Source organism: Streptomyces chengmaiensis (assembly GCF_029846775.1).
GTDB lineage: Bacteria > Actinomycetota > Actinomycetes > Streptomycetales > Streptomycetaceae > Streptomyces > Streptomyces chengmaiensis.
The window spans coordinates 16004-33712 of sequence record NZ_JARWBG010000024.1; the positions used below are offsets into that span (position 1 = coordinate 16004).

The 17709-nt window shown below is 70.6% G+C and carries 15 protein-coding genes and 3 pseudogenes; 9 read left to right on the plus strand and 9 right to left on the minus strand.

Annotated elements, in window-relative coordinates; translation table 11 throughout:
* Positions 1-322 precede the first annotated feature (322 nt).
* The 3 genes from QCN29_RS20520 to QCN29_RS20530 are packed head-to-tail and all read left to right on the plus strand — an operon-like array spanning position 323 to position 1554.
* Positions 323-871: an RNA polymerase sigma factor gene (locus tag QCN29_RS20520; protein WP_279929865.1), complete on the plus strand. Its 549-nt coding sequence runs from the start codon at positions 323-325 to the stop codon at positions 869-871.
* The gene (locus QCN29_RS20525) at positions 868-1365 is read left to right on the plus strand and encodes a transmembrane transport protein (protein ID WP_279929866.1); all 498 of its coding nucleotides are present in this window, start codon (positions 868-870) and stop codon (positions 1363-1365) included. Before QCN29_RS20520 ends, QCN29_RS20525 begins: the two co-directional genes overlap by 4 nt.
* Before the next feature lie 51 nt (positions 1366-1416).
* Positions 1417-1554, plus strand: a complete 138-nt coding sequence (locus QCN29_RS20530; RefSeq protein ID WP_279929867.1) for a hypothetical protein — start codon at positions 1417-1419, stop codon at positions 1552-1554.
* Between the two features lie 140 nt (positions 1555-1694).
* On the opposite strand, the gene QCN29_RS20535 is transcribed toward QCN29_RS20530, so the two are convergent.
* From QCN29_RS20535 to QCN29_RS20545, 3 genes and pseudogenes are all read right to left on the minus strand, one after another.
* The gene (locus tag QCN29_RS20535) at positions 1695-2675 is read right to left on the minus strand and encodes an aldo/keto reductase (RefSeq protein WP_279929868.1); all 981 of its coding nucleotides are present in this window, start codon (positions 2673-2675) and stop codon (positions 1695-1697) included.
* Positions 2676-2759: 84 nt separating this feature from the next.
* Positions 2760-3107, minus strand: a pseudogene (locus QCN29_RS20540) (transposase); the annotation flags it as partial.
* Between the two features lie 82 nt (positions 3108-3189).
* On the minus strand, positions 3190-4038 hold the full coding sequence (locus tag QCN29_RS20545) for a TylF/MycF/NovP-related O-methyltransferase (protein WP_279929872.1): 849 nt from the start codon (positions 4036-4038) through the stop codon (positions 3190-3192).
* A 636-nt stretch (positions 4039-4674) separates the two neighbouring features.
* Between QCN29_RS20545 and QCN29_RS20550 the strand changes: the two genes are divergently transcribed.
* The 3 genes and pseudogenes from QCN29_RS20550 to QCN29_RS20560 form a co-directional block, all read left to right on the plus strand.
* Positions 4675-5913, plus strand: a complete 1239-nt coding sequence (locus QCN29_RS20550) for an IS4 family transposase (RefSeq protein WP_279929873.1) — start codon at positions 4675-4677, stop codon at positions 5911-5913.
* 312 nt (positions 5914-6225) lie between these two features.
* Positions 6226-6524, plus strand: a pseudogene (locus tag QCN29_RS20555) (IS110 family transposase); the annotation flags it as partial.
* Positions 6525-6676: 152 nt separating this feature from the next.
* Positions 6677-7039 (plus strand): annotated as a pseudogene (locus tag QCN29_RS20560) (aldo/keto reductase); the annotation flags it as partial.
* Between the two features lie 232 nt (positions 7040-7271).
* Here QCN29_RS20560 and QCN29_RS20565 read toward each other — a convergent pair.
* Together QCN29_RS20565 and QCN29_RS20570 are read right to left on the minus strand one after the other, a co-directional pair.
* Positions 7272-7790, minus strand: a complete 519-nt coding sequence (locus QCN29_RS20565) for a hypothetical protein (protein ID WP_279929874.1) — start codon at positions 7788-7790, stop codon at positions 7272-7274.
* Positions 7791-8435: 645 nt separating this feature from the next.
* On the minus strand, positions 8436-9224 hold the full coding sequence (locus QCN29_RS20570; protein WP_279929876.1) for a TetR/AcrR family transcriptional regulator: 789 nt from the start codon (positions 9222-9224) through the stop codon (positions 8436-8438).
* Positions 9225-9412: 188 nt separating this feature from the next.
* Between QCN29_RS20570 and QCN29_RS20575 the strand changes: the two genes are divergently transcribed.
* The 3 genes from QCN29_RS20575 to QCN29_RS20585 all read left to right on the plus strand — a co-directional run bounded on the left by QCN29_RS20575 (position 9413) and on the right by QCN29_RS20585 (position 11765).
* On the plus strand, positions 9413-10645 hold the full coding sequence (locus QCN29_RS20575) for a saccharopine dehydrogenase family protein (protein WP_279929877.1): 1233 nt from the start codon (positions 9413-9415) through the stop codon (positions 10643-10645).
* Between the two features lie 454 nt (positions 10646-11099).
* Positions 11100-11336, plus strand: coding sequence for a DUF6186 family protein (locus QCN29_RS20580; RefSeq protein ID WP_279929879.1), 237 nt, complete (start codon positions 11100-11102; stop codon positions 11334-11336).
* Between the two features lie 27 nt (positions 11337-11363).
* Complete coding sequence (locus tag QCN29_RS20585; protein WP_279929880.1) at positions 11364-11765, plus strand: DUF6256 family protein; 402 nt, start codon at positions 11364-11366, stop codon at positions 11763-11765.
* Positions 11766-11774: 9 nt separating this feature from the next.
* Here the strand turns inward: QCN29_RS20585 and QCN29_RS20590 are convergent, their stop codons facing one another.
* Genes QCN29_RS20590 through QCN29_RS20605 form a run of 4 tightly spaced genes read right to left on the minus strand, consistent with a single transcriptional unit; the run spans position 11775 to position 17518 of the window.
* On the minus strand, positions 11775-12974 hold the full coding sequence (locus QCN29_RS20590) for a sugar ABC transporter permease (protein WP_398859577.1): 1200 nt from the start codon (positions 12972-12974) through the stop codon (positions 11775-11777).
* Complete coding sequence (locus QCN29_RS20595) at positions 12971-13750, minus strand: ATP-binding cassette domain-containing protein (RefSeq protein WP_279929881.1); 780 nt, start codon at positions 13748-13750, stop codon at positions 12971-12973. Before QCN29_RS20595 ends, QCN29_RS20590 begins: the two co-directional genes overlap by 4 nt.
* Positions 13751-13775: 25 nt before the next feature.
* Complete coding sequence (locus tag QCN29_RS20600; RefSeq protein ID WP_279929882.1) at positions 13776-14900, minus strand: sugar ABC transporter substrate-binding protein; 1125 nt, start codon at positions 14898-14900, stop codon at positions 13776-13778.
* A 26-nt stretch (positions 14901-14926) separates the two neighbouring features.
* Positions 14927-17518, minus strand: coding sequence for a SpoIIE family protein phosphatase (locus QCN29_RS20605; RefSeq protein ID WP_279929883.1), 2592 nt, complete (start codon positions 17516-17518; stop codon positions 14927-14929).
* Positions 17519-17709 lie beyond the last annotated feature (191 nt).

Consider the following 17709-nt stretch of genomic DNA (forward strand, 5'->3'; position numbering starts at 1 on the left):
GCGGACCGGCCGATGCCCGCGGCCCCGTCTCCTCCCCGAGAACCGTGACTCCCGCACCGCGGCGCCGCCGCTGGAAGGACCGACCCCACGCAGACCCGGTGTCGAACCGTCCTGCGGGGCCTGTGGGCGTGGCGTCGGGCGAACCCCAGGGTGGAGTGTGACTGAGCGCTTCGGTCTGCCGCCGAGTGCTTCATATGCAGGCTCGTGCGGAAGGACCGCGCCGTGGCGGACAGGATCCTGAGCGGCTGCTCGGGATCCGTGAACCTTTCTGCTCCGAATGCCGACTGTATCGGTGACACATGGCGTGGCATTGGGAGGTGCGGTGAGCAGCGACGGGCGACGTGACGGGCTGCTGGTGGTGCGCTGCCAGCTCGGGGAGCGGGAAGCGTTCCGCGAGCTGGTGCGGGCCTGGCATGCCCCGTTGTGGCGGTACGTGCGGGGCATGGTCGGCTCGCCGCACCTCGCGGACGATCTCGTCCAGGAGGCGTGGGTCGCCGTGGTGCGCGGGCTGCCGCGTCTGCGGCAGCCGGAGCGGTTCGCCCCGTGGCTGTTCACCATCGCCCGGCGTGCGGTCGCCGATCATCTGCGGCAGGCGTACCAGGCTGCGGAGACGTGCGTGGAAGAGGCGGGCGTCGTCACCGAGGACGACGACTCTCTCGACGGCGTGCTGACGACGATGCAGGTGGAAGCCGGGCTCCAGGAGCTGCCGCCCCTGGAGCGTGAAGTGCTGATCCTGTTCCACCTGCAGGATCTGCCTCTGGCCGCCTGCGCGGAGGTGCTCGGCGTACCGCCCGGCACGGTCAAGAGCAGGCTGCACCGCGCGCGCCGCATGCTGCGCAGAGTCCTTGCCGAGAGGGGATACGAGTCATGACGGAGCATAACGCCGCAGCTCAGCGGGATGTCCCTGAGGAACTTGAACGGGCCCTGGCCGCGGAGGTCTCACTGGTCTCCCGGATGCGTCACATGGCCGTAGGACTGGCGGGAGGGTGCATCGCGGCACTGATCGCGGTGCTGTGGGCCACTGAGCCGCATCCGCTTCCCGCGCGCACTCAGGCCGCCTTCGCCGGACTGATCGCCATCGGGCTGGCCTGGGCCGTATTCGCCGGCTGGGCGCTGAGCAGGCGTCGGCCGCTCTTCGCGTGGGACCGGGTTCTGGGAGCCCGGATCGCGTTTGTGACCACCCTGGTGACCGGCGTGGCCGGGACGGCACTGGCCGCGGCACGCGCCGGCGTGGCGGAGGCACTGGCCACCGCGCTGGCCGGTGTCGTCCTCGTCGCCGCCGCGGGGCTTGTCCTGATCCGGGCGCAGTCCCGCCGCCGTGAACTTCTGAGGCTGCGGGACGCCCTGCGACAGGACGCGTCCTGAACCTCCGAAGAACAACCATCCGGATTCAACCAGATCGTGAAGGAGACAGTCTTGAACAACAAGATCACCCCAGTCGGCCCGCTGGCCCTCGCTCTGCGCCTCCGGGGCGCAGGAAGGCGCACCGTCGTCCTGGTCGCCGCGCTGGCGTGCTCAGCACTGCTGGTCGGGGTCGGCCTGCTGCTCACCTGAGTGCTCACCTGAGCCTTCGGCCGGGCCCATGCGCCGACGCCAGGACCCGCACGCATCGGCGCGGGCGCCGCAGAGCGATGCGGCCGACCGAAGAACCGCCGGTCGGGGCGCTGGCGACGGGGTCCGGCCGGGTGGGCCGGTCACGGCAGGGGGTTGCCCCGCGCAGCGACCCAGAGGGCGTACCACTCCTCGTGGGTGAGGTCGGGCCGGCCTTCGGCGGCCGGGCGGCAGGCGTGGATCCGCTCGGGGTCCGTCGTCCCGATCACCGGGGCGATGCGTGCGGGGTGGCGCTGGAGCCACCACAGCACGACGGTTTCCGGCGTCACGCCCTTGCGCGCGGCGAGGGCGGAGACGAGTTGCGCGGCAGCGTGCTGCTCCGGGGTGTTCTGGCGACCCGTGAAGCGCCCCTGCGCCAGTGCGCCCCAGGCCTGGAGCCGGATGCCGTTGTCCCGGCAGTACTCCAGGGTTCCGTAGGGAAAGCCGTTCGCCGCCGCGGCACCCGTGTTCAGCACGACTCCGGCCTCCAGCCAGTCACGCTGCTCCAGGCTCATCTCCAGCTGGTTGGCGACGAGCGGCACATCCAGCCGTGCCGCCAGGGACGCGATCTGAGCCGCCCCCATGTTGGACACGCCGAACCGGCGTACCAGGCCCTGCCGGTGCAGGGAGGTCAGCGCCCCGGCGACGTCGTCGGGGTCGGCCAGCGGGTCCGGCCGGTGCAGCAGCAGGACGTCGATCACGTCGGTGCGCAGCCGCTTGAGGCTCTCCTCGACCCGCTGCACGATGCTCGGGCCGCGCAGATCGTAGATGCCGGGGTGGTCGCCGTCGGCGAGGCGGATGCCGCACTTGGTCTGGAGGACGATCCTCTCGCGCAGCCCCGCGCTGCGGGCGAGGACCTCGCCGAAGACGGCCTCGGACTTGCCGTGCCGGTAGATGTCCGCATGGTCGAACACGGTGATCCCGACGTCCAGCGCGGTGGCCACGGCCGCCTCGGCGGCCTCGATCTCCGCCGGCCCGTACGGTTCGGGACCCCAGGTCCCGCCCAGTCCCATACAGCCGTACAGCAGTGCTCCGCCGCCCGCGTCCCCTCCCGGGGTCGTGCGGGTGTTCGTGCTCGTCGTCATCCGACGACCCTACGCCGCGCCCGGCCGTCCGGGTGGCCCCGAGTCCGCCCCGGCCGCTTCCCCGGGCCGATGACCGGATGCGCTCCGACGCACGGTGCTGGAAGACTCCACGCATGCCCCGCCCGGATGCGGCGCGGTCGCCGGATCGGCCAGCAGCATCTCCAGGCGGCGGGCATTGACCAGCTCGTGGTCCCAGCGGGACTCCGACAGGAAGAACTGCAGACGCTGCACCGCAGCGTCCTGGGCCCCGGCCACCGGCTCCGCCCCGGCCAGACAGGTCAGCGTCTTGTTCCGATCCCGCGGCAGCAGCAACCCGGCCAGGTACTCACGGAAGCCCCGCCGCTGCGCGAGCGAGCGAAACAGATCGTCGAACCGGGCCGCGAACCCCTCCAACGGCCCCGGAGCAGGCGGACAAGGACGCCTCGCGGTCACCACCACGACCACCCCCGAACAGCGTCAACTACCCTTGCTCAACGGCCTACTGCGGCATCAGCCCCATGTCAACAAACCACCGCTAGGAATCGTGGTTCCATGCCGCTGGCGGCTTCACGGCAAGCCTGCCCTCGTCCATCCGCAGCAACAACAACGGGACGCCACTCTCTTCCAGCCACTGGTCCACCGCTCGCCTGGCCCCCTCCCACCAGCCGTAGTCGTCCAGCAGGAGCACACCGCCCGGCACCAGTCGCGGCCAGAGATGCGCCAGTTCGTGCCGCGTCGACTCGAACCAGTCGGTGTCGAGCCGCAGAACGCTGATCCGGTCCGGAACATGCTTCGGGATCGTGTCCTCCACCTTGCCGCGGTGGTAGTGGATCAGTTCAGTGGGGTAGTCCGTCTTGCCCATCGCCTGCTGTACGTCCTCCAGCGACGCATACGCCCACACTCCCGAACTGCGGGGGGAGGCCGCAAGCATCTCCGCGGCACTGCGGCCGTCATGGCGCCGGTCGTGATCGCTCGGCTCGCTCATCCCCTCGAACGTGTCGTAGAGATGTAGATGACGGCTCGTGTCGTCGGCCTCGAGCAGCGTCCTGGCGACCGCCATCATGCTGCCGCCGCGCCACACGCCGCACTCGACGACATCACCGGGGATCCGGTGTTGGGCGACGTACCGGACGGAATGGATGAGGGCGTTCAACTTCTCCGCGGAAGTCATGGTGAACGGCTTGACGGCGCGGATAGTCCCCCTGGCAGCGTCGTCGTAGTCGTGCGGGAACTCCGGATTGGGTTTCGCCTTGGCCTGGGAAGGCTGAGGCTGGGGTGGCGCACTCCTTTCGTGACCGCCGGCTGCCCGCGGTGGCTGCACGCGGCGCAGCTCGTAACCGGTGACAGCTCGCAAAATGCCATTGGTGGCCCGGCGCAAAGTCATAGTGGTCACTGTACTGACCTGAATGAGAAAGCTCAGGACTACCGCTCAGTAACTGTTTGCGTGGAGCGATGTTGACTGTCAGTCGAACGAAGATTCCCGGCGGAGCCCTCGCCGAAGACGCCCATTCGTCCGGCATGGCACGTCCGTTCCTCGTCCTGCCGACCGATTATGCCTCCCGCAGGGCGTGTGTGAGCAGTGAAAGTGCCACGAGGCTCGGACGCCGAGGCCGAGCAGACCCATCCGCCCGGCTCGGGAAAGCTCTGTCGCGAATTGCACGAGAATCCGGGCCACATACCAGGGATGAAGGACTAGCGCCATCCAGTTCTGCTTCGGCGGGCGGATTCACCTGTCCCGAAGGGCTGCATGTTCAAGAAGGTTCATTCCCTGGACAACCGCGGGACCCGGGTAGAATTCGCGTCCATCCAGGGTGGACGCGGCGGCGAACCCCCTCAGCGTGAGATTGGCGAACGCCGACTTCAAAAGGAAAGCCCCTCCCCTTGGACGCGATGCTCCCCCCGTTATGTTCTTCGCGGTACTGCAAGAGGACCGCTGGCCTCCGGGCTCGGCATGACTGTTCCCCCCTGTCGAAGGAATGACAATACCGTTGCCTTTGGAGGGGCGGGCGGTTGAAGCGGTGTGCTGATATCCCGACTGGAGCAACTGGGGCTGGGAGTCCTGACTCGGTCGTGTCCGCCTGAGCTGGTGGACCGGGTGGTGGGTGAGGCGGGGCGATCGGAGAAGCGCCGACGTCTGCTGTCCGCCCGGTTCACGGTGTACTTCGTGCTGGCGATGTGCTTGTTCTCGCAGGCTGATTATCTGGAGGTCTTCCGGCTGGTGAAGACCGGCGACAAGGGGCTGCGGTCATGCTCCGGGGTGAACAAGTCGTCGTTGACCAGGGCCCGGCAGCGGCTCGGCTGGCCGGTGATGCGGGAACTCTTCCGGTCCGTGGCCCGGCCGCTCGGTACGGACGACGAGCTGTTCCACGGGCTGCGGGTACTGGCTCTGGACGGAACGCTGCTGGCGGTGCCGGACTCCGCGGGCAACAACGACGCTTTCGGTAAATCCGGCTCTCAGCGCAGTCCCATGGGATATCCGCAGGCCAGAGTGGTCGCGGTTGCCGAGTGTTCCTCGCACGCGCTCCTGGACGCCGCGATCGGCGGGTTCAAGGACTCCGAGCGCATCGTCTCCGATGCCCTGGATGCCCATGTCGCGACCGGCACGCTGTTGCTGGCCGACCGAGGGTTATGGGTTCTGGCTCGCTGGCACCGGCTCCGGGATCAAGGTACTCACCTGCTGTGGAGGATCGAGCGGCGCAAGGCCCGCCGGGTTCAGGATGTTCTGCCCGACGGCAGCTACCTTGCCCGGATCGAAGCGAACAAGCACAGCAAAGCGGCCGGAACCGTAAAGGCGCCGTCGGCACTGGTCCGGGTGATCGAGTATCGGGTCGACGGGCAGGCCGACGTCGTCCGGCTCATCACCAGCCTGACCAACCACGAGCAGTATCCAGCCGAGGAACTCGCTGTTCTCTACGCCCGGCGCTGGGAGATCGGGCTGGTCTTCGACGAGATCAAGACTCATCAGCGCGGTCGTCCGGTCCTCAGGTCACAGACCCCGGACGGTGTCCGGCGGGAGATCTACGCGCACTTGATCGTGCACCATGCCGCCCGGGATCTGCTGGACGAGGCAGCCCGCCTTCACCGCAGCACCGCCGAGAGGACCTCGTTCACACGGGCTCTGTATGTCGTGCGCCGCTCGGTGATCTCACCGAGCGGCTTTTTTCCCCCTCGGCCCGAAAGCGGGACCGGTGCCTCGGACTCGCCGAGATCGGCCGGAGTCTGTTGCCCCGCCGAAGATCTCGCGACTGCCCGCGCATGATCCGCTCCTGCCTCACCGGGTACGGCAGCAAAGCCCCAGGCGAACCCGCCAGCAGCCGACGGCCACCAGTAGTGGTGGCCTTGAACCACCGGTGGCACGACCACTGAAGCAACGGCATTGGAAGGCATGACCTGAGGGGAGGTGTCACCGGGCCCGAGGGGGGCCGTCGGAGACGCTGACGAGAGGTCCGAGTACCGCCTGGCCTGGCGCAATGCCCGGCCACTCGCGGCGGCAAGTCTGCATAACGTGGATGCGCGTGTACGGCGCCGACTCCTTGGCCAGCACCACACGAACCCCAGTCGGGAGGACGGGTTGTACGACATCGACGACGTGGGTGTGTTCCTCGGCCTGGAGTCGGCAAGACGGCTCACCACGGGCACGGCCTCACCCCGGCCGGCAAGAAGGTCTTCGACAAGCAGCTGCCCAACAGCGAGCCGAAGTTGCGGGCCGTCTTCGACAGGCTCGCCGCGAAGTTCGGCACTGTCCTCGTGATCGTCGACCAGCCCGCCTCCATCGGTGCCCTGCCGCTGACCGTAGGCCGGGATGCGGGCTGCAAGGTCGCCTACCTGCCGGGACTGGCCATGCGAAGGAGACGACGCCTCAGCCAAGGCCGCCTCCAACCCACTCATCATCTCTGGCACGACCAGACAGTCTCATGCCACAGAGAGAAGATCGAACCCCGGGCAGACGCTGCCCACGCGCTTGACGACGAACATAGAGGCACCCCCCCCGCGAAGCGACCCCTGAAGCCAAGCAGAATGTCAAAGAGTTCAACGCCAGTGCGGGGCTGCGCGAGAGGATCGTCCTCCAGACCAAGTGCGGCATCCGCCTCGCCGACGGCGACCACCCCGGCATCTACGATCTGCGCGGCCCGAGCATCGTGCAGCGGGTCGAGGAGAGCCTCAAGCGGCTGCGCACCGACGTGATCGACGTCCTGCTGCTGCACCGGCCGGACCCGCTGGCCGACCCCGACGACGTCGCCGGGGCGCTGACCTCCCTGCACCGGCAGGGCCTGGTACGCAGGTTCGGCGTGTCCAACATGGGGGCGGCCCAGATCGCGTCCCTGGCGGCACGGCTGGATGTGCCGCTCGTCGCCAACCAGCTGGAGATGAGCCTGGAGCAGCGGTTCTGCTGGTGATGGGTTTCGGGGCCACGCCCCCCCCGGGAACTCCGGTCAGAGATCGTCGACGCCTTGGAGGCGCACACCGACTGAGCGCCGCCTGCCCTGCGCATCAGGTGCCCGGCCGCGGACTCCGAGAGCGCTGGTGAAGCAGACGGGCAGTCCGTCGGGGCCGTGCGGGACCGCCTGAGGGGTACGGCGGGTGAAGCCGTCGGCCTGAGTCCGGATGTGGGCGGGGCTATGAGCCGGGAGGCGGCGTGAGTCCCGGCTCGATCGTGGACCGGAAGTAGATCCGGGTGGTGCCGGGTTTGAACTCGTGAGAGAACACCTGCTGGCAGTACGCGAGGTGCTCGGCGTCGGGCGAGTCCACGTTGTCGGGGCAGAACCCTCCCATGAGCAGCCCGTCGACGAGTGTCTCGGGCTCCGGCAGCCCGAGGTGCCCGAACCCGGCCGCGGGCCGGTAGTCCGCCGGTTCGGGCTCGAGGTTGCTGATCAGGCGGGTGCCTTTGGGCGTCAGCGGAGCCAGGTAGGCCCTTGCCTCGGGGGTCGGGAGGGTGAAACTCAGCAGCCCTGTGTCGTACCGCTCGCCGACCTTGTATCCGGCCCGCCGGTCCGCAGCGTCCTCGGGGATGCGCAGACCGATCTGCTCGCTCATCCATGCGGGTGTCGCTCCGCCCTCCCAGCAGCACTCGTTCTCCTTCTTGACGGAGTCCGACAGCCACTTGTCCGAGAGGAGGAAAAACGCCCCGACGGCCACGGCAGCACCCCCCACGAGCCCCGCAGCCGCGACGAGCAGCCGACGCCTCAGACGCGTATCTCTCGGCCGCGCACCGTCCATATCACTCACCTGCCCGTACCTGCCCGTCCTTCGCGTGTCTCCCGGCCGTTGTCCGTGCGGCCCCCCTCACGGCCCGGCTCGTCGGGTGCCGGCAGCGGATCGTCATTCGGGGTGACGGACCCGAGATCGTAGTGCTTGACGGAGCTGCTCCCTGACATGTCGAACTCCCGCGCGAGGCCCGTGGTGTGCAGTCGCGCCATCTGACCGTCGGGGATGTCCAACACACCGAAGATGTCAACGCCTTTGTTCTCGTCCCAGTTGTAGCGGTCCCAGGCGTTGGCCTGGTAATCGAGGCCGACCTCGGGGTTGCCGTCGGCTTCTGGATGCTGACGAGCTCCGTGTGGGCGTCCGCGAGGACGGCGTGGATGCCGACGGCCTCGGACTTGAAATCTGCGACCTCCTTCACGGCGGCGGCCGCGAACTGTCAGTGGACGGATGTGCGTGCCGTCGACGAGCCGGCGCGGCGCATGCCGGGAACGGGGGATTCAGCTCGCCGGCTGGTGTCATGCCGGGCCGGGGGTGGTCCGGCCCGGACCGGGCGTACGGGCGTCGTCGGGTACGGCCTCACCGCTGTCCGTCTTGTGTACGGCCTGCTCGCAGGGGTGTCGCCCGGTGTTCGGGCGTGCCGCCGGGGATCGGCCGGGCCGCTGCCGGGCCGGCGCCGAGCCGGGCCGCGGCGCTGTTCAGCAGGAGTTCCAGGGCCGTGGGGTAGGCGCTGAGGTTCATGTCGGCGACCAGCAGCGGAGCGACCGCCGCGATGTGGGGGTGGGTTTCGGCCGGGAGACGGGCGTAGGTGGCCTGCCAGACCTCCTCGTCGGCACTGCGTGCTTCGTCGGGCAGTGCGAGGGACGCCGCGTCCAGGGCGGCGAAGGCCAGCGTCTGGTCGATGAAGGCGTGGTAGAAGCGGACGGCGTCGGCGTCCCGGAAGCCCGCATCCCTGAGGATCCCGAGGATCAGCTCGTCCGCGTCGATCTCATGCCGCCGGCCGCTCACCCGGTTGGCGGTCAGCACCGCGGCCTGAGGGTGTTCGAGGTAGGCGGAGTGGATGCGCAGGCCGAGGTCGCGCAGGTCGGCGTGCCAGTCGCCGGTGCCCCGCCACCCCTGGACCGCCCGGCCGATCAGGGCGTCGCCGATGGCGAGCGTCAGGTCGTCCATGCCGCGGAAGTACCGGTAGAGCGTGCTGGGGTCCGCTCCCAGCGCCGTGCCCAGACGCCGCGCGGTGAGCCCGGCGGAGCCGTGGACGCGCAGCATGCGCAGGGCGGTTTCCACGATCAGGGATTCGGACAGGACGGCGCCGTTCTTCGTGGGGCGGCGTCGGCGGCGTGCCGGTTCCGGTACGACCCGCTTGGGCATGCGGTTCCCTCCCGCTCTCCGTCTGATCCGGGCTGATCCAGTCTGGTCCGGTCACTCAGGTCCAGTCGAGTCCGGTCGAGCCCAGTCCAGCCCGGGGAACTTATGCCAACGCCATTGACCTATGGAAGGGGGGCGTCGTTGGATCGCCTCAGAGGCAGCCGATGCCGGAGGAAAGGGAGATTTCGGTTATGCGTATTCTGCTCGTGGGCGCCGGTGGTGTGGGCACGGCGATCACCCGTATCGCGGCCCGCCGGTCCTTCTTCGACCACATGGTGGTCGCCGACTACGACCGCTCACGCGCCGAGGCCGCGGTGAGCGCGGCGGGCGCGGCGGGCGGCGCTCGCGGCCGCTTCAGCGCCGCGCAGATCGACGCGGGAGACGAGGCGGCGGTGGCGGCGCTGCTGGCCGAGCACCGCTGCGACGTGCTGCTCAACGCCACCGACCCGCGCTTCGTGATGCCGCTCTTCCGGGCCGCGCTGGGCGCCGGAGCGCACTACCTGGACATGGCGATGTCGCTGTCCCGCCCGCACCCCGAGCGCCCGTACGAGGAGTGCGGAGTGAAGCTGGGCGACGCCCAGTTCGAGCGGGCCGCTGACTGGGAGAAGTCCGGCAGGCTCGCACTGGTCGGCATGGGAGTGGAGCCGGGGCTCTCCGACGTGTTCTCCCGGTACGCGGCCGACGAGCTCTTCGACGAGATCGATGAGATCGGCATCCGCGACGGCGCGAACCTCACCGTCGACGGATACGACTTCGCGCCGTCGTTCAACATCTGGACCACCATCGAAGAGTGCCTCAACCCGCCGGTCGTCTACGAGGGGGGCCGGGGCTGGTTCACCACCCCGCCCTTCAGCGAGCCGGAGGTGTTCGACTTCCCCGAGGGCATCGGGCCGGTCGAGTGCGTCAACGTCGAGCACGAGGAGGTCCTGCTGGTTCCGCGCTGGGTGGACGCCCGCCGGGTGACCTTCAAGTACGGGCTGGGCGAGGAGTTCATCCAGACCCTGAAGACCCTGCACCTGCTCGGGCTGGACCGCACCGACCCTGTGCGGGTCACCGCCGAGGACGGCACAGGCGTCGACGTCTCCCCGCGCGACGTCGTCGCCGCCTGCCTGCCCGACCCGGCCACGCTCGGGGAGCGTATGCGGGGCAAGACCTGCGCGGGCACCTGGATCAAGGGCGCCAAGGACGGCCGTCCGCGAGAGGTGTACCTCTACCACGTCGTCGACAACCAGTGGTCCATGGCCGAGTACGGCTCTCAGGCCGTGGTGTGGCAGACCGCCGTCAACCCGGTGGTGGCTCTCGAGCTGATGGCGAACGGCGCCTGGTCCGGCGCCGGTGTCCTGGGTCCCGAGGCGCTCCCGCCGCGCCCGTTCCTCGACCTGCTGACCGAGTACGGTTCCCCGTGGGGCATGCGTGAGCAGTGACGGCGGCCCCGGGGCCCGGGCCGCATCGCTTCGGGCCGGGTCCGGGCCCCGAAGCGGCCGCGGCCCTGAAGCGGCTCTGCGTGCGGCAAGGGCGACCGGCGGCGCGGCGGCGTCGGCGTCCCGGTGCTCATCGCAGCCGTCGTCCCGGCCTTGACCGCCGGGCACCCGAGGGAACGCCTTCGGGCTGAACCGCCGGGGCTGCGGGTGGCCGCTCACGGCTGCCCGCCGCGGGACGGACACCCGCCGTCCCGGCTCCACCCGGGAGGCGCGGAGCCGCCGCTCCGGCCCTGACGCGGGCGCCCGTCGGCTCCGGTCCGGCGACACGCGCCCGGGTCGACCGCCGCATACCGCGCTGGGCCTCCATTGTGACGGACGATCAACTGGGCCTCCCCCGAGCACGACGGGGCGGCGGATGGCGAGGACGAGACGAGGACGACGAGTGCGGGAGGTCGTGGTGGCGGAACATCCGGTGATCGGGTACCTGGTCTGGGCGATTCTGTTCGGGGCCCTGTTCGCCTGGGAGGGGCTCGCCCTCGTCCGAACCGGCGACGGCTTCCCCACGCTCAGCGACGCTCTGGGGGCGGTCATGCGCTATCCGGCGGGGCGCTGGGCGCTGTTCGCGCTGTGGCTGTGGTTCGGCTGGCACACCTTCGTCCGCGGCTGGCACTTCCTGCTCCGGGACCCGCAGTGACGCTCCGCTGACCGTAGGGCCCGTACGGTGCTCCCCACCGCGCTGAACGCCACCATCATGCTGGCCGGCTATCTGCTGGTCATAGGGTCTCTGGCCCTCGGCCTGCGCATTCTGCGCCGCAGTCCGCCACCGCCCGAGGACAGTGCCCGGCGGAGCGACGGCCGGCTGGCCGCGCAACTCGCCCGCGCCACTGTCGCGCGTCGCGGCCGCGCCGGGCTGATCTGCCAGGTGGCCGGCACCGCCGTCGGCGGGTACGTGCTGCTCATGGCGGTGGTGGTGGGCTACTACTACGGGGTGGCGGGGCTGAGCGGGAAGTTCGTCATGAGCGCGGTCACCGGGTCGGCGAGCCTGGTCGGGCTGGCCGCGCCGGTGTTCGCCGCCCTGACGCTGCTGTCCGAGCGGCGGCGCGGGCGTCACGGGCGGCGCTGACGTACCCGTTCAGGCTCTGCCGTGCGCTTGCTGGGTCCGTCGCGACAGGGAGTCGATGACCACGGCGGCGAGCAGCACCCCGCCGGTGATCATGAACTGCACGGCGGCCTGGATGCCCAGCAGGGCCATGCCGGAGGCGATCGACTGGATGACCAGTATGCCGAGGAGCGCGGACCAGGTCGTGCCGTGTCCGCCGAACAGGCTGGTGCCGCCGATGACGGCCGCGGCGATGGCGTTCAGCAGCAGGAGGCCGGTGCCCGACGTCTGGCTCGCCGAGGTGATGCGCGAGGCCAGGAACAGGCCGCCGACCACGGCCATCGACGCGGACACCATGAACACCGAGACCCGCACTCGCGCCACGTTGACGCCGGCCCGGCGGGCCGCCTCGGCGCCCCCGCCGACTGCATAGACCCGCCGTCCGTACGGTGTGCGGCGCAGCACGAAGTCCAGGCCCGCGACGACGACGAGGAAGATCAGAAGGGCGAGCGGCAGGCCCCGGAACTGGTTGAGCACATGAGCGGCCGAGAACGCGATCACTCCCACCACACCCGTGCGCAGCCCGATCTCGCCGAGGGGCCGGTACGGCATGCCGGCGGCCCTGCGGTGCCGCCTGTCCCGGTACGAGGCAAGGAAGAACACGGCCGTGCCGAGCGCCGCCACGCCGTACGCCGCGGCGATGTCGCTGAAGTAGTGGTTGGTCAGCGTGGCGACCAGGCCCTCGTCGTCGAGGTTGACCGTGCCGCTGGTCCCCAGCACGTACAGCATCAGGCCGTTCCAGCCCAGCAGCCCCGCCAGGGTCACCACGAACGCGGGCACGCCGACCTTGGCGAAGAAGAACCCCTGCACCAGCCCGATCGCCGCGCCGCAGAGCACTGCCACGATGACGGCGAGCCACTCCGCCATGCCGTTCTGCACGTTCAGCACGGCGAACAGGGCCGCTCCGAAGCCGCTGACGGAGCCGACCGACAGGTCGATCTCGCCGATCAGCAGCACGAAGACGAGGCCGACCGCGATCAGCCCGGTGCCGACGATGTCGACGCTCAGGTTGGACAGGTTGCGCGGCGAGAGGAAGTTGCCGTTGAGGCTCTGGAAGATCACCCAGATCAGGACGAGCCCCAGGACGACCGGGGCCGAGCCGAACTCGCCGCTGTCCATCCGGCGTCGGAAGGTCTCGGCGTAAGCCTTGAGATCGGGGCGGCGCCCGCTCACCGCTCCGCCTCCCCCGGGAGTGGGCTGCGGCGGGTCACGGCGTCCCCCGTGGCGCCGGTGATGGAGGCGATGATCTGCTCGTGGGATGTGGTGTTCACGTCGAAGAGGCCGTTGTTGCGGCCCAGGCGGAGTACCGCGGCCATGTCGGCCACGGCCTTGACGTCGCCCATGTTGTGGCTGATGAGGAGCACGCCCAGGCCGTGATCGCGGAGCCGCTCGACCAGGTCGAGGACCTGGGCGGTCTGCTGGACGCCGAGAGAGGCGGTCGGCTCGTCCAGGAGCAGGACCTTGGGGTCGCCGAGGAGGGAGCGGGCGATGGCCACCGTCTGCCGCTGGCCGCCTGAGAGGGCGGCCACGGGGACGCGCACGTTGGGGATGCGGATGGCCAGGGTGTGCAGCAGGTCACGGGTGCGGCGCTCCATCTCCACCTCGTCGAGGACACCGATCCGCCGGATCTCGTGGCCGAGGAAGAGGTTGCCGACGACGTCGAGGTTGTCGCACAGGGCGAGGTCCTGGTAGACGGTCGCGATGCCCAGGTCCGCGGCGTCGCGCGGGCGCTTGACGTGCACGGGCTGGCCCTGCCACTCGATGGCGCCCCGGTCGGCCGGGCCGACTCCCGCGATCACCTTGACGAGGGTCGACTTGCCGGCGCCGTTGTCGCCCAGCAGGGCGACCACCTCGCCGGCGCGGATCGCCAGATCGACGTCCGCAAGGGCCTGGACGGCGCCGAAGTGCTTGGAGATGCCGCGCAGCGCCAGGAGGGGAGGAACTGCCACGGATACCCACCTCCTTCCCGCCCGATTACGTCGTGAGTCCGGCCCTCTCGCAAGCCGAGGCGTACTTTGGGGTGCAGATCTGATCGATCGTGTACATACCATCCTTCACGAGGGTGTCCACGATGTTGTCGACGGTCACGGCTATTGGAGTGAGCAGGACGGCCGGGATCTCCTCGGCGGTCATGTTGTCGATCTCGTCTTCCGCGACGGTGTCGACGGGCTCGCCGCGACCCAGCGCCACGGCTATCGCCGCGGCTGCCTCGGCCTGCGGTTTGAAGGGCTTGTACACGGTCATGGTCTGCTCGCCCTCGACAATGCGCTGCACGGCGGCGAGCTCGGCGTCCTGACCGGTGACGGGGGGCAGCGGGCTGATGTAGTTGGCCTTGAGGGCCGAGATGATGCCGAACGCGAGGGCGTCGTTGGCCGAGTACACGCCGTCGATGTTGTCCGCCCCGAGGGCGGCGATGGCGCCGGCCATGTTGACGTGGGCGTTCTCGGACCGCCAGCCGACGGTGTCGTACGACTTGCCGATCTTCACTCTCCCCTCCAGGACGGACCGCGCGCCCTCCTCGAACCAGGCCGAGTTGGGGTCGGAAGGGTCCCCGTTCATCATGACGATCTGCCCGCCGTCGGCCTTGTCGCCCATGGCCTCGAGCAGTCCCTCGCCCTGGAGCCTGCCGACCTCCGCGCCGTCGAACGAGACATACGCCGCTATCGGGCCCTCCGCGAGCCGGTCGTAGGCGACGACCGGCAGGTTCACCTCGGCCGCGTTCCGGACCGAGTTCTCCAGCGCCTGCGGGTCGACGGCGTCAAGGATCAGCACATCCACCCCCTGAGTGATCATGCTTTCCATCTGCCGCTGCTGGGTGGACACATTGCCCTGGGCGTTGGCGTACTCCACGGTGCAGTCGGGGCAGAGCTCCTCGATGCGGTTCTCGATCAGGGGCCGGTCGAAGTTCTCCCAGCGGGCGGTGTAGGTGTCGGGCAGGAGCAGGCCGATCTTCACGGCCCCCCTCGCCCCTCCGCCCTGGTCGGGAGCGGTGTTCGAGTCCGCCGCCTGCCCGCAGGCGGTCAGTCCCGCGGCCAGCGTGAGTGCGGCCACGAGGACGGCGGCCCTGCCCGGACGGCTCTTCATATGAGGGTTCCGCATGCTGACCACTTCCTCACCCGGCCCGTCTATCCCGCCGCGGCTCCGGCTTCCGCGTGGCGCGGATCCCCCGGCGGAACGACGATCTCGCTCCACACCTGCTTGCCTCCGCTGACCGGCACCGAGCCCCAGGCCGCCGACATCGCCTCGACGAGCAGGATGCCGCGCCCCCCGGTCGCCTCCCAGTCCACGATCACCGGCTTGGCTGGCGCCCGCGGCGACGAGTCGGCCACCGCGACCCGCAGCCGGCCCCCGGCAAGGGTGAGGTCCAAGCGCACCGCGCCGTGGGTGTGCACCAGGGCGTTGGTGACCAACTCCGAGACGACCAGCAGGACGACGTCGGCATCCTGCGTCACGTCCCATGACCGCAGGGTGCGCGCGGTGAAGCGGCGCGCGTGCATGACTGCGTCCGGCAGCCGCCACACCGTCCAGCTGGCCCTGATCGGCCGTACCTTCATCCCGTCGTAGCGCAGCAGCAGCAGCGCCACGTCGTCGTCGCGCCGGCCGGGGTCGCCGAGCAGCGCGTCGGCCACCCGGCCGGCGTCGGACGGGTCGGTGGCGGCGAGCGCGTCGCACACCCGGCGGGTGCCCTCCTCCAGATGGAGGGTCGCGGACTCGACCAGGCCGTCGGTCATCATGGCGACGACCGTGCCCGGGGCGAGTCCGACCGAGGTGATGGGGAAGTCGGCCTCGCCGAGCACCCCCAGCGGCGGCCCGCCCTCGGCCTCCACCTCCTCGGTGGCGCCGTCCGGATGGCGCAGCAGCGGCGGCAGATGCCCGGCCCGCACGATCCAGGCGTCGCCCTCCTCCATGTCCAGTTCGACATAGCAGCAGGTGGCGAACAGGTCGGTCTCCATGCCGACGAGCAGGCGGTTGGCGTGGGAGACGACCACGTCGGGCGGGTGGCCCTCCACCGCGTAGGCCCGGATGGCCGTGCGCATCTGGCCCATGATCGTCGCGGCTCCGGCGCTGTGCCCCTGTACGTCCCCGATGACCAGGGCCACCCGGCCGTCGGTCAGGGGGATGACGTCATACCAGTCCCCGCCCACCTCGAGCCCCGTCATCGCGGGCAGATAGCGGGCCACGGCCACCCCGCCGGGGAGCGCGGGCAGCCTGCGCGGCAGCAGGCTGCGCTGCAGCATGGTGGCCAGCTCGTGCTGGGCGTCGTAGGCGTGCGCGCGCATCAGGGCCTGGCCCACCAGGCCCGCGGTCGCGGTCAGCAGGGACCGCTCCTCCGGGCTGAACGCGTGTTCCCGGTCCCAGCCGACCAGGCACACGCCGACCACCCGCCCCTGAGCAGGCAGCGGCAGAACGGCGAGGCCGCCGGGCCCGACGCCCGCGAGCTCGGGCTCGAGGGCGGTACCCGCGGCCCACAGGCTCGTACGGCCCTCGCGCAGCGCGGTCTCCAGGGTGGGCAGGGAGCGGGTCGGGGCGTCCGGCCACTCGCCGCGCCATTCGGACCTCCAGGCCTCCGGCCAGGCCCTGGGGTCCGCAGGGTCGAGGATGGTGACCACCATCCGGTCGGCCTCGACTTCCGCGAGCGCCATCCGGTCGGCGCCGAGCGGCTCGCGCAGCGCGGCGACCACCGCCCGGCTGACGTCCCGGATGGTCATCGCGTTGGCGAGCGTGGCGGACAGCCACTGCACCCGGGAGACCTCATCGGCCCGGGGCCGCAGGTGCGAGGCGTCGGCGACCACGCCGAGCACTCGCTCCGGCCTGCCGGTGGCGTCGGCCAGCACCCGGCAGCGCAGCCGCAGCCAGCGCAGCTCACCGTTCGGCCGACGGATGCGGAACTCCAGCTCGCGGCTGCCGGAAGCCATCTGTCCGGGCTCGACGACTGACATCAGGGCGGGCAGGTCGTCCGGGACGGTGTGCGCGAGCAGGGTCGCCACCTGGCCGTCGAACTCGTCCGGGGCGATGTCGACCAGTTCGAGCATCTGTTCGTCGGCGTCGATCCGGCCGACGCTCAGGGTCAGGGTGAACGAGCCGATGCCGAGATGGTCCAGGGCCGACCGCGGCCCGGACGACGGTGCCGGGCCGGGGCCCCCGGTCTCTTCCGGCTCGCCGTCCAGCCGGTCTTGCGGGTGGTCACCCGGTCGCCCGTCCGGTCCGCCGCCCGCTTGGAGCCGCGCGGCGACCTGGTCGGCGTACAGCTCCAGGAAGCCGCGCCGGTCGTCGCCGAAGCCGTCGGCGCCGTCGTCCACGACGAGCAGGCAGCCCAGCCGCCTGCCGACCGACCCCAGCGGCAGCACACCCAGTGAGACGCCGGGCGGCAGGGCCCCGGGTCCGCTGTCGCGGTAGGCGGCGAGCTCCGCGGAGCCCAGCCACAGCGGCCGGCCCTGCTGGAAGGCCTCGGCGACGGGAGTACGTCCCGACACGGCGTAGCTCGGCGGCAGCCCGTACCGGGTGACGGGTCCGCCGGCGGTCTCGGCCAGCCGCAGCTCGTCCCCTTCGCCCACAATGTAGACAGCCGCCAGCGCCGCCCCGGCGAAGGCCAGAACCTGCCCGGTCACGGCCGGCTCCGCCGCCCGCGCCCGGGCGGCATCGGCGTCGCGCGGCCCGACCGCCAGGTCCGACCGGGGCCCGGGGACGTCGACACCGGCGCCGCCATCACTCGACATCTCGCAATCCCACCTCCAGTCCGTGCCGCGCGTCCTGGCAGGCAGGGGCGTGGAAGGCGCTCACACCTCTCAGAATGGCACAGCCGCGGGGACCCGTCAGGGCTCGTGCGCCGCCGCAGGAGCTGCGGCGAGAGATGCCCGGGGTGGCACGTCCCGGCACATGTGCCAAGGCTCGCAGAGGGCGTCGGCCC

Bases quoted from the DNA above. Each gene is read 5' to 3' on its own strand.
- QCN29_RS20525 (WP_279929866.1), top strand. From the start codon at position 868: ATGACGGAGCATAACGCCGCAGCTCAGCGGGATGTCCCTGAGGAACTT.
- QCN29_RS20535 (WP_279929868.1), bottom strand. From the start codon at position 2,675: ATGACGACGAGCACGAACACCCGCACGACCCCGGGAGGGGACGCGGGC.
- QCN29_RS20545 (WP_279929872.1), bottom strand. From the start codon at position 4,038: ATGACTTTGCGCCGGGCCACCAATGGCATTTTGCGAGCTGTCACCGGT.
- QCN29_RS20570 (WP_279929876.1), bottom strand. From the start codon at position 9,224: ATGCCCAAGCGGGTCGTACCGGAACCGGCACGCCGCCGACGCCGCCCC.
- QCN29_RS20575 (WP_279929877.1), top strand. From the start codon at position 9,413: ATGCGTATTCTGCTCGTGGGCGCCGGTGGTGTGGGCACGGCGATCACC.
- QCN29_RS20600 (WP_279929882.1), bottom strand. From the start codon at position 14,900: ATGCGGAACCCTCATATGAAGAGCCGTCCGGGCAGGGCCGCCGTCCTC.
- QCN29_RS20605 (WP_279929883.1), bottom strand. From the start codon at position 17,518: ATGTCGAGTGATGGCGGCGCCGGTGTCGACGTCCCCGGGCCCCGGTCG.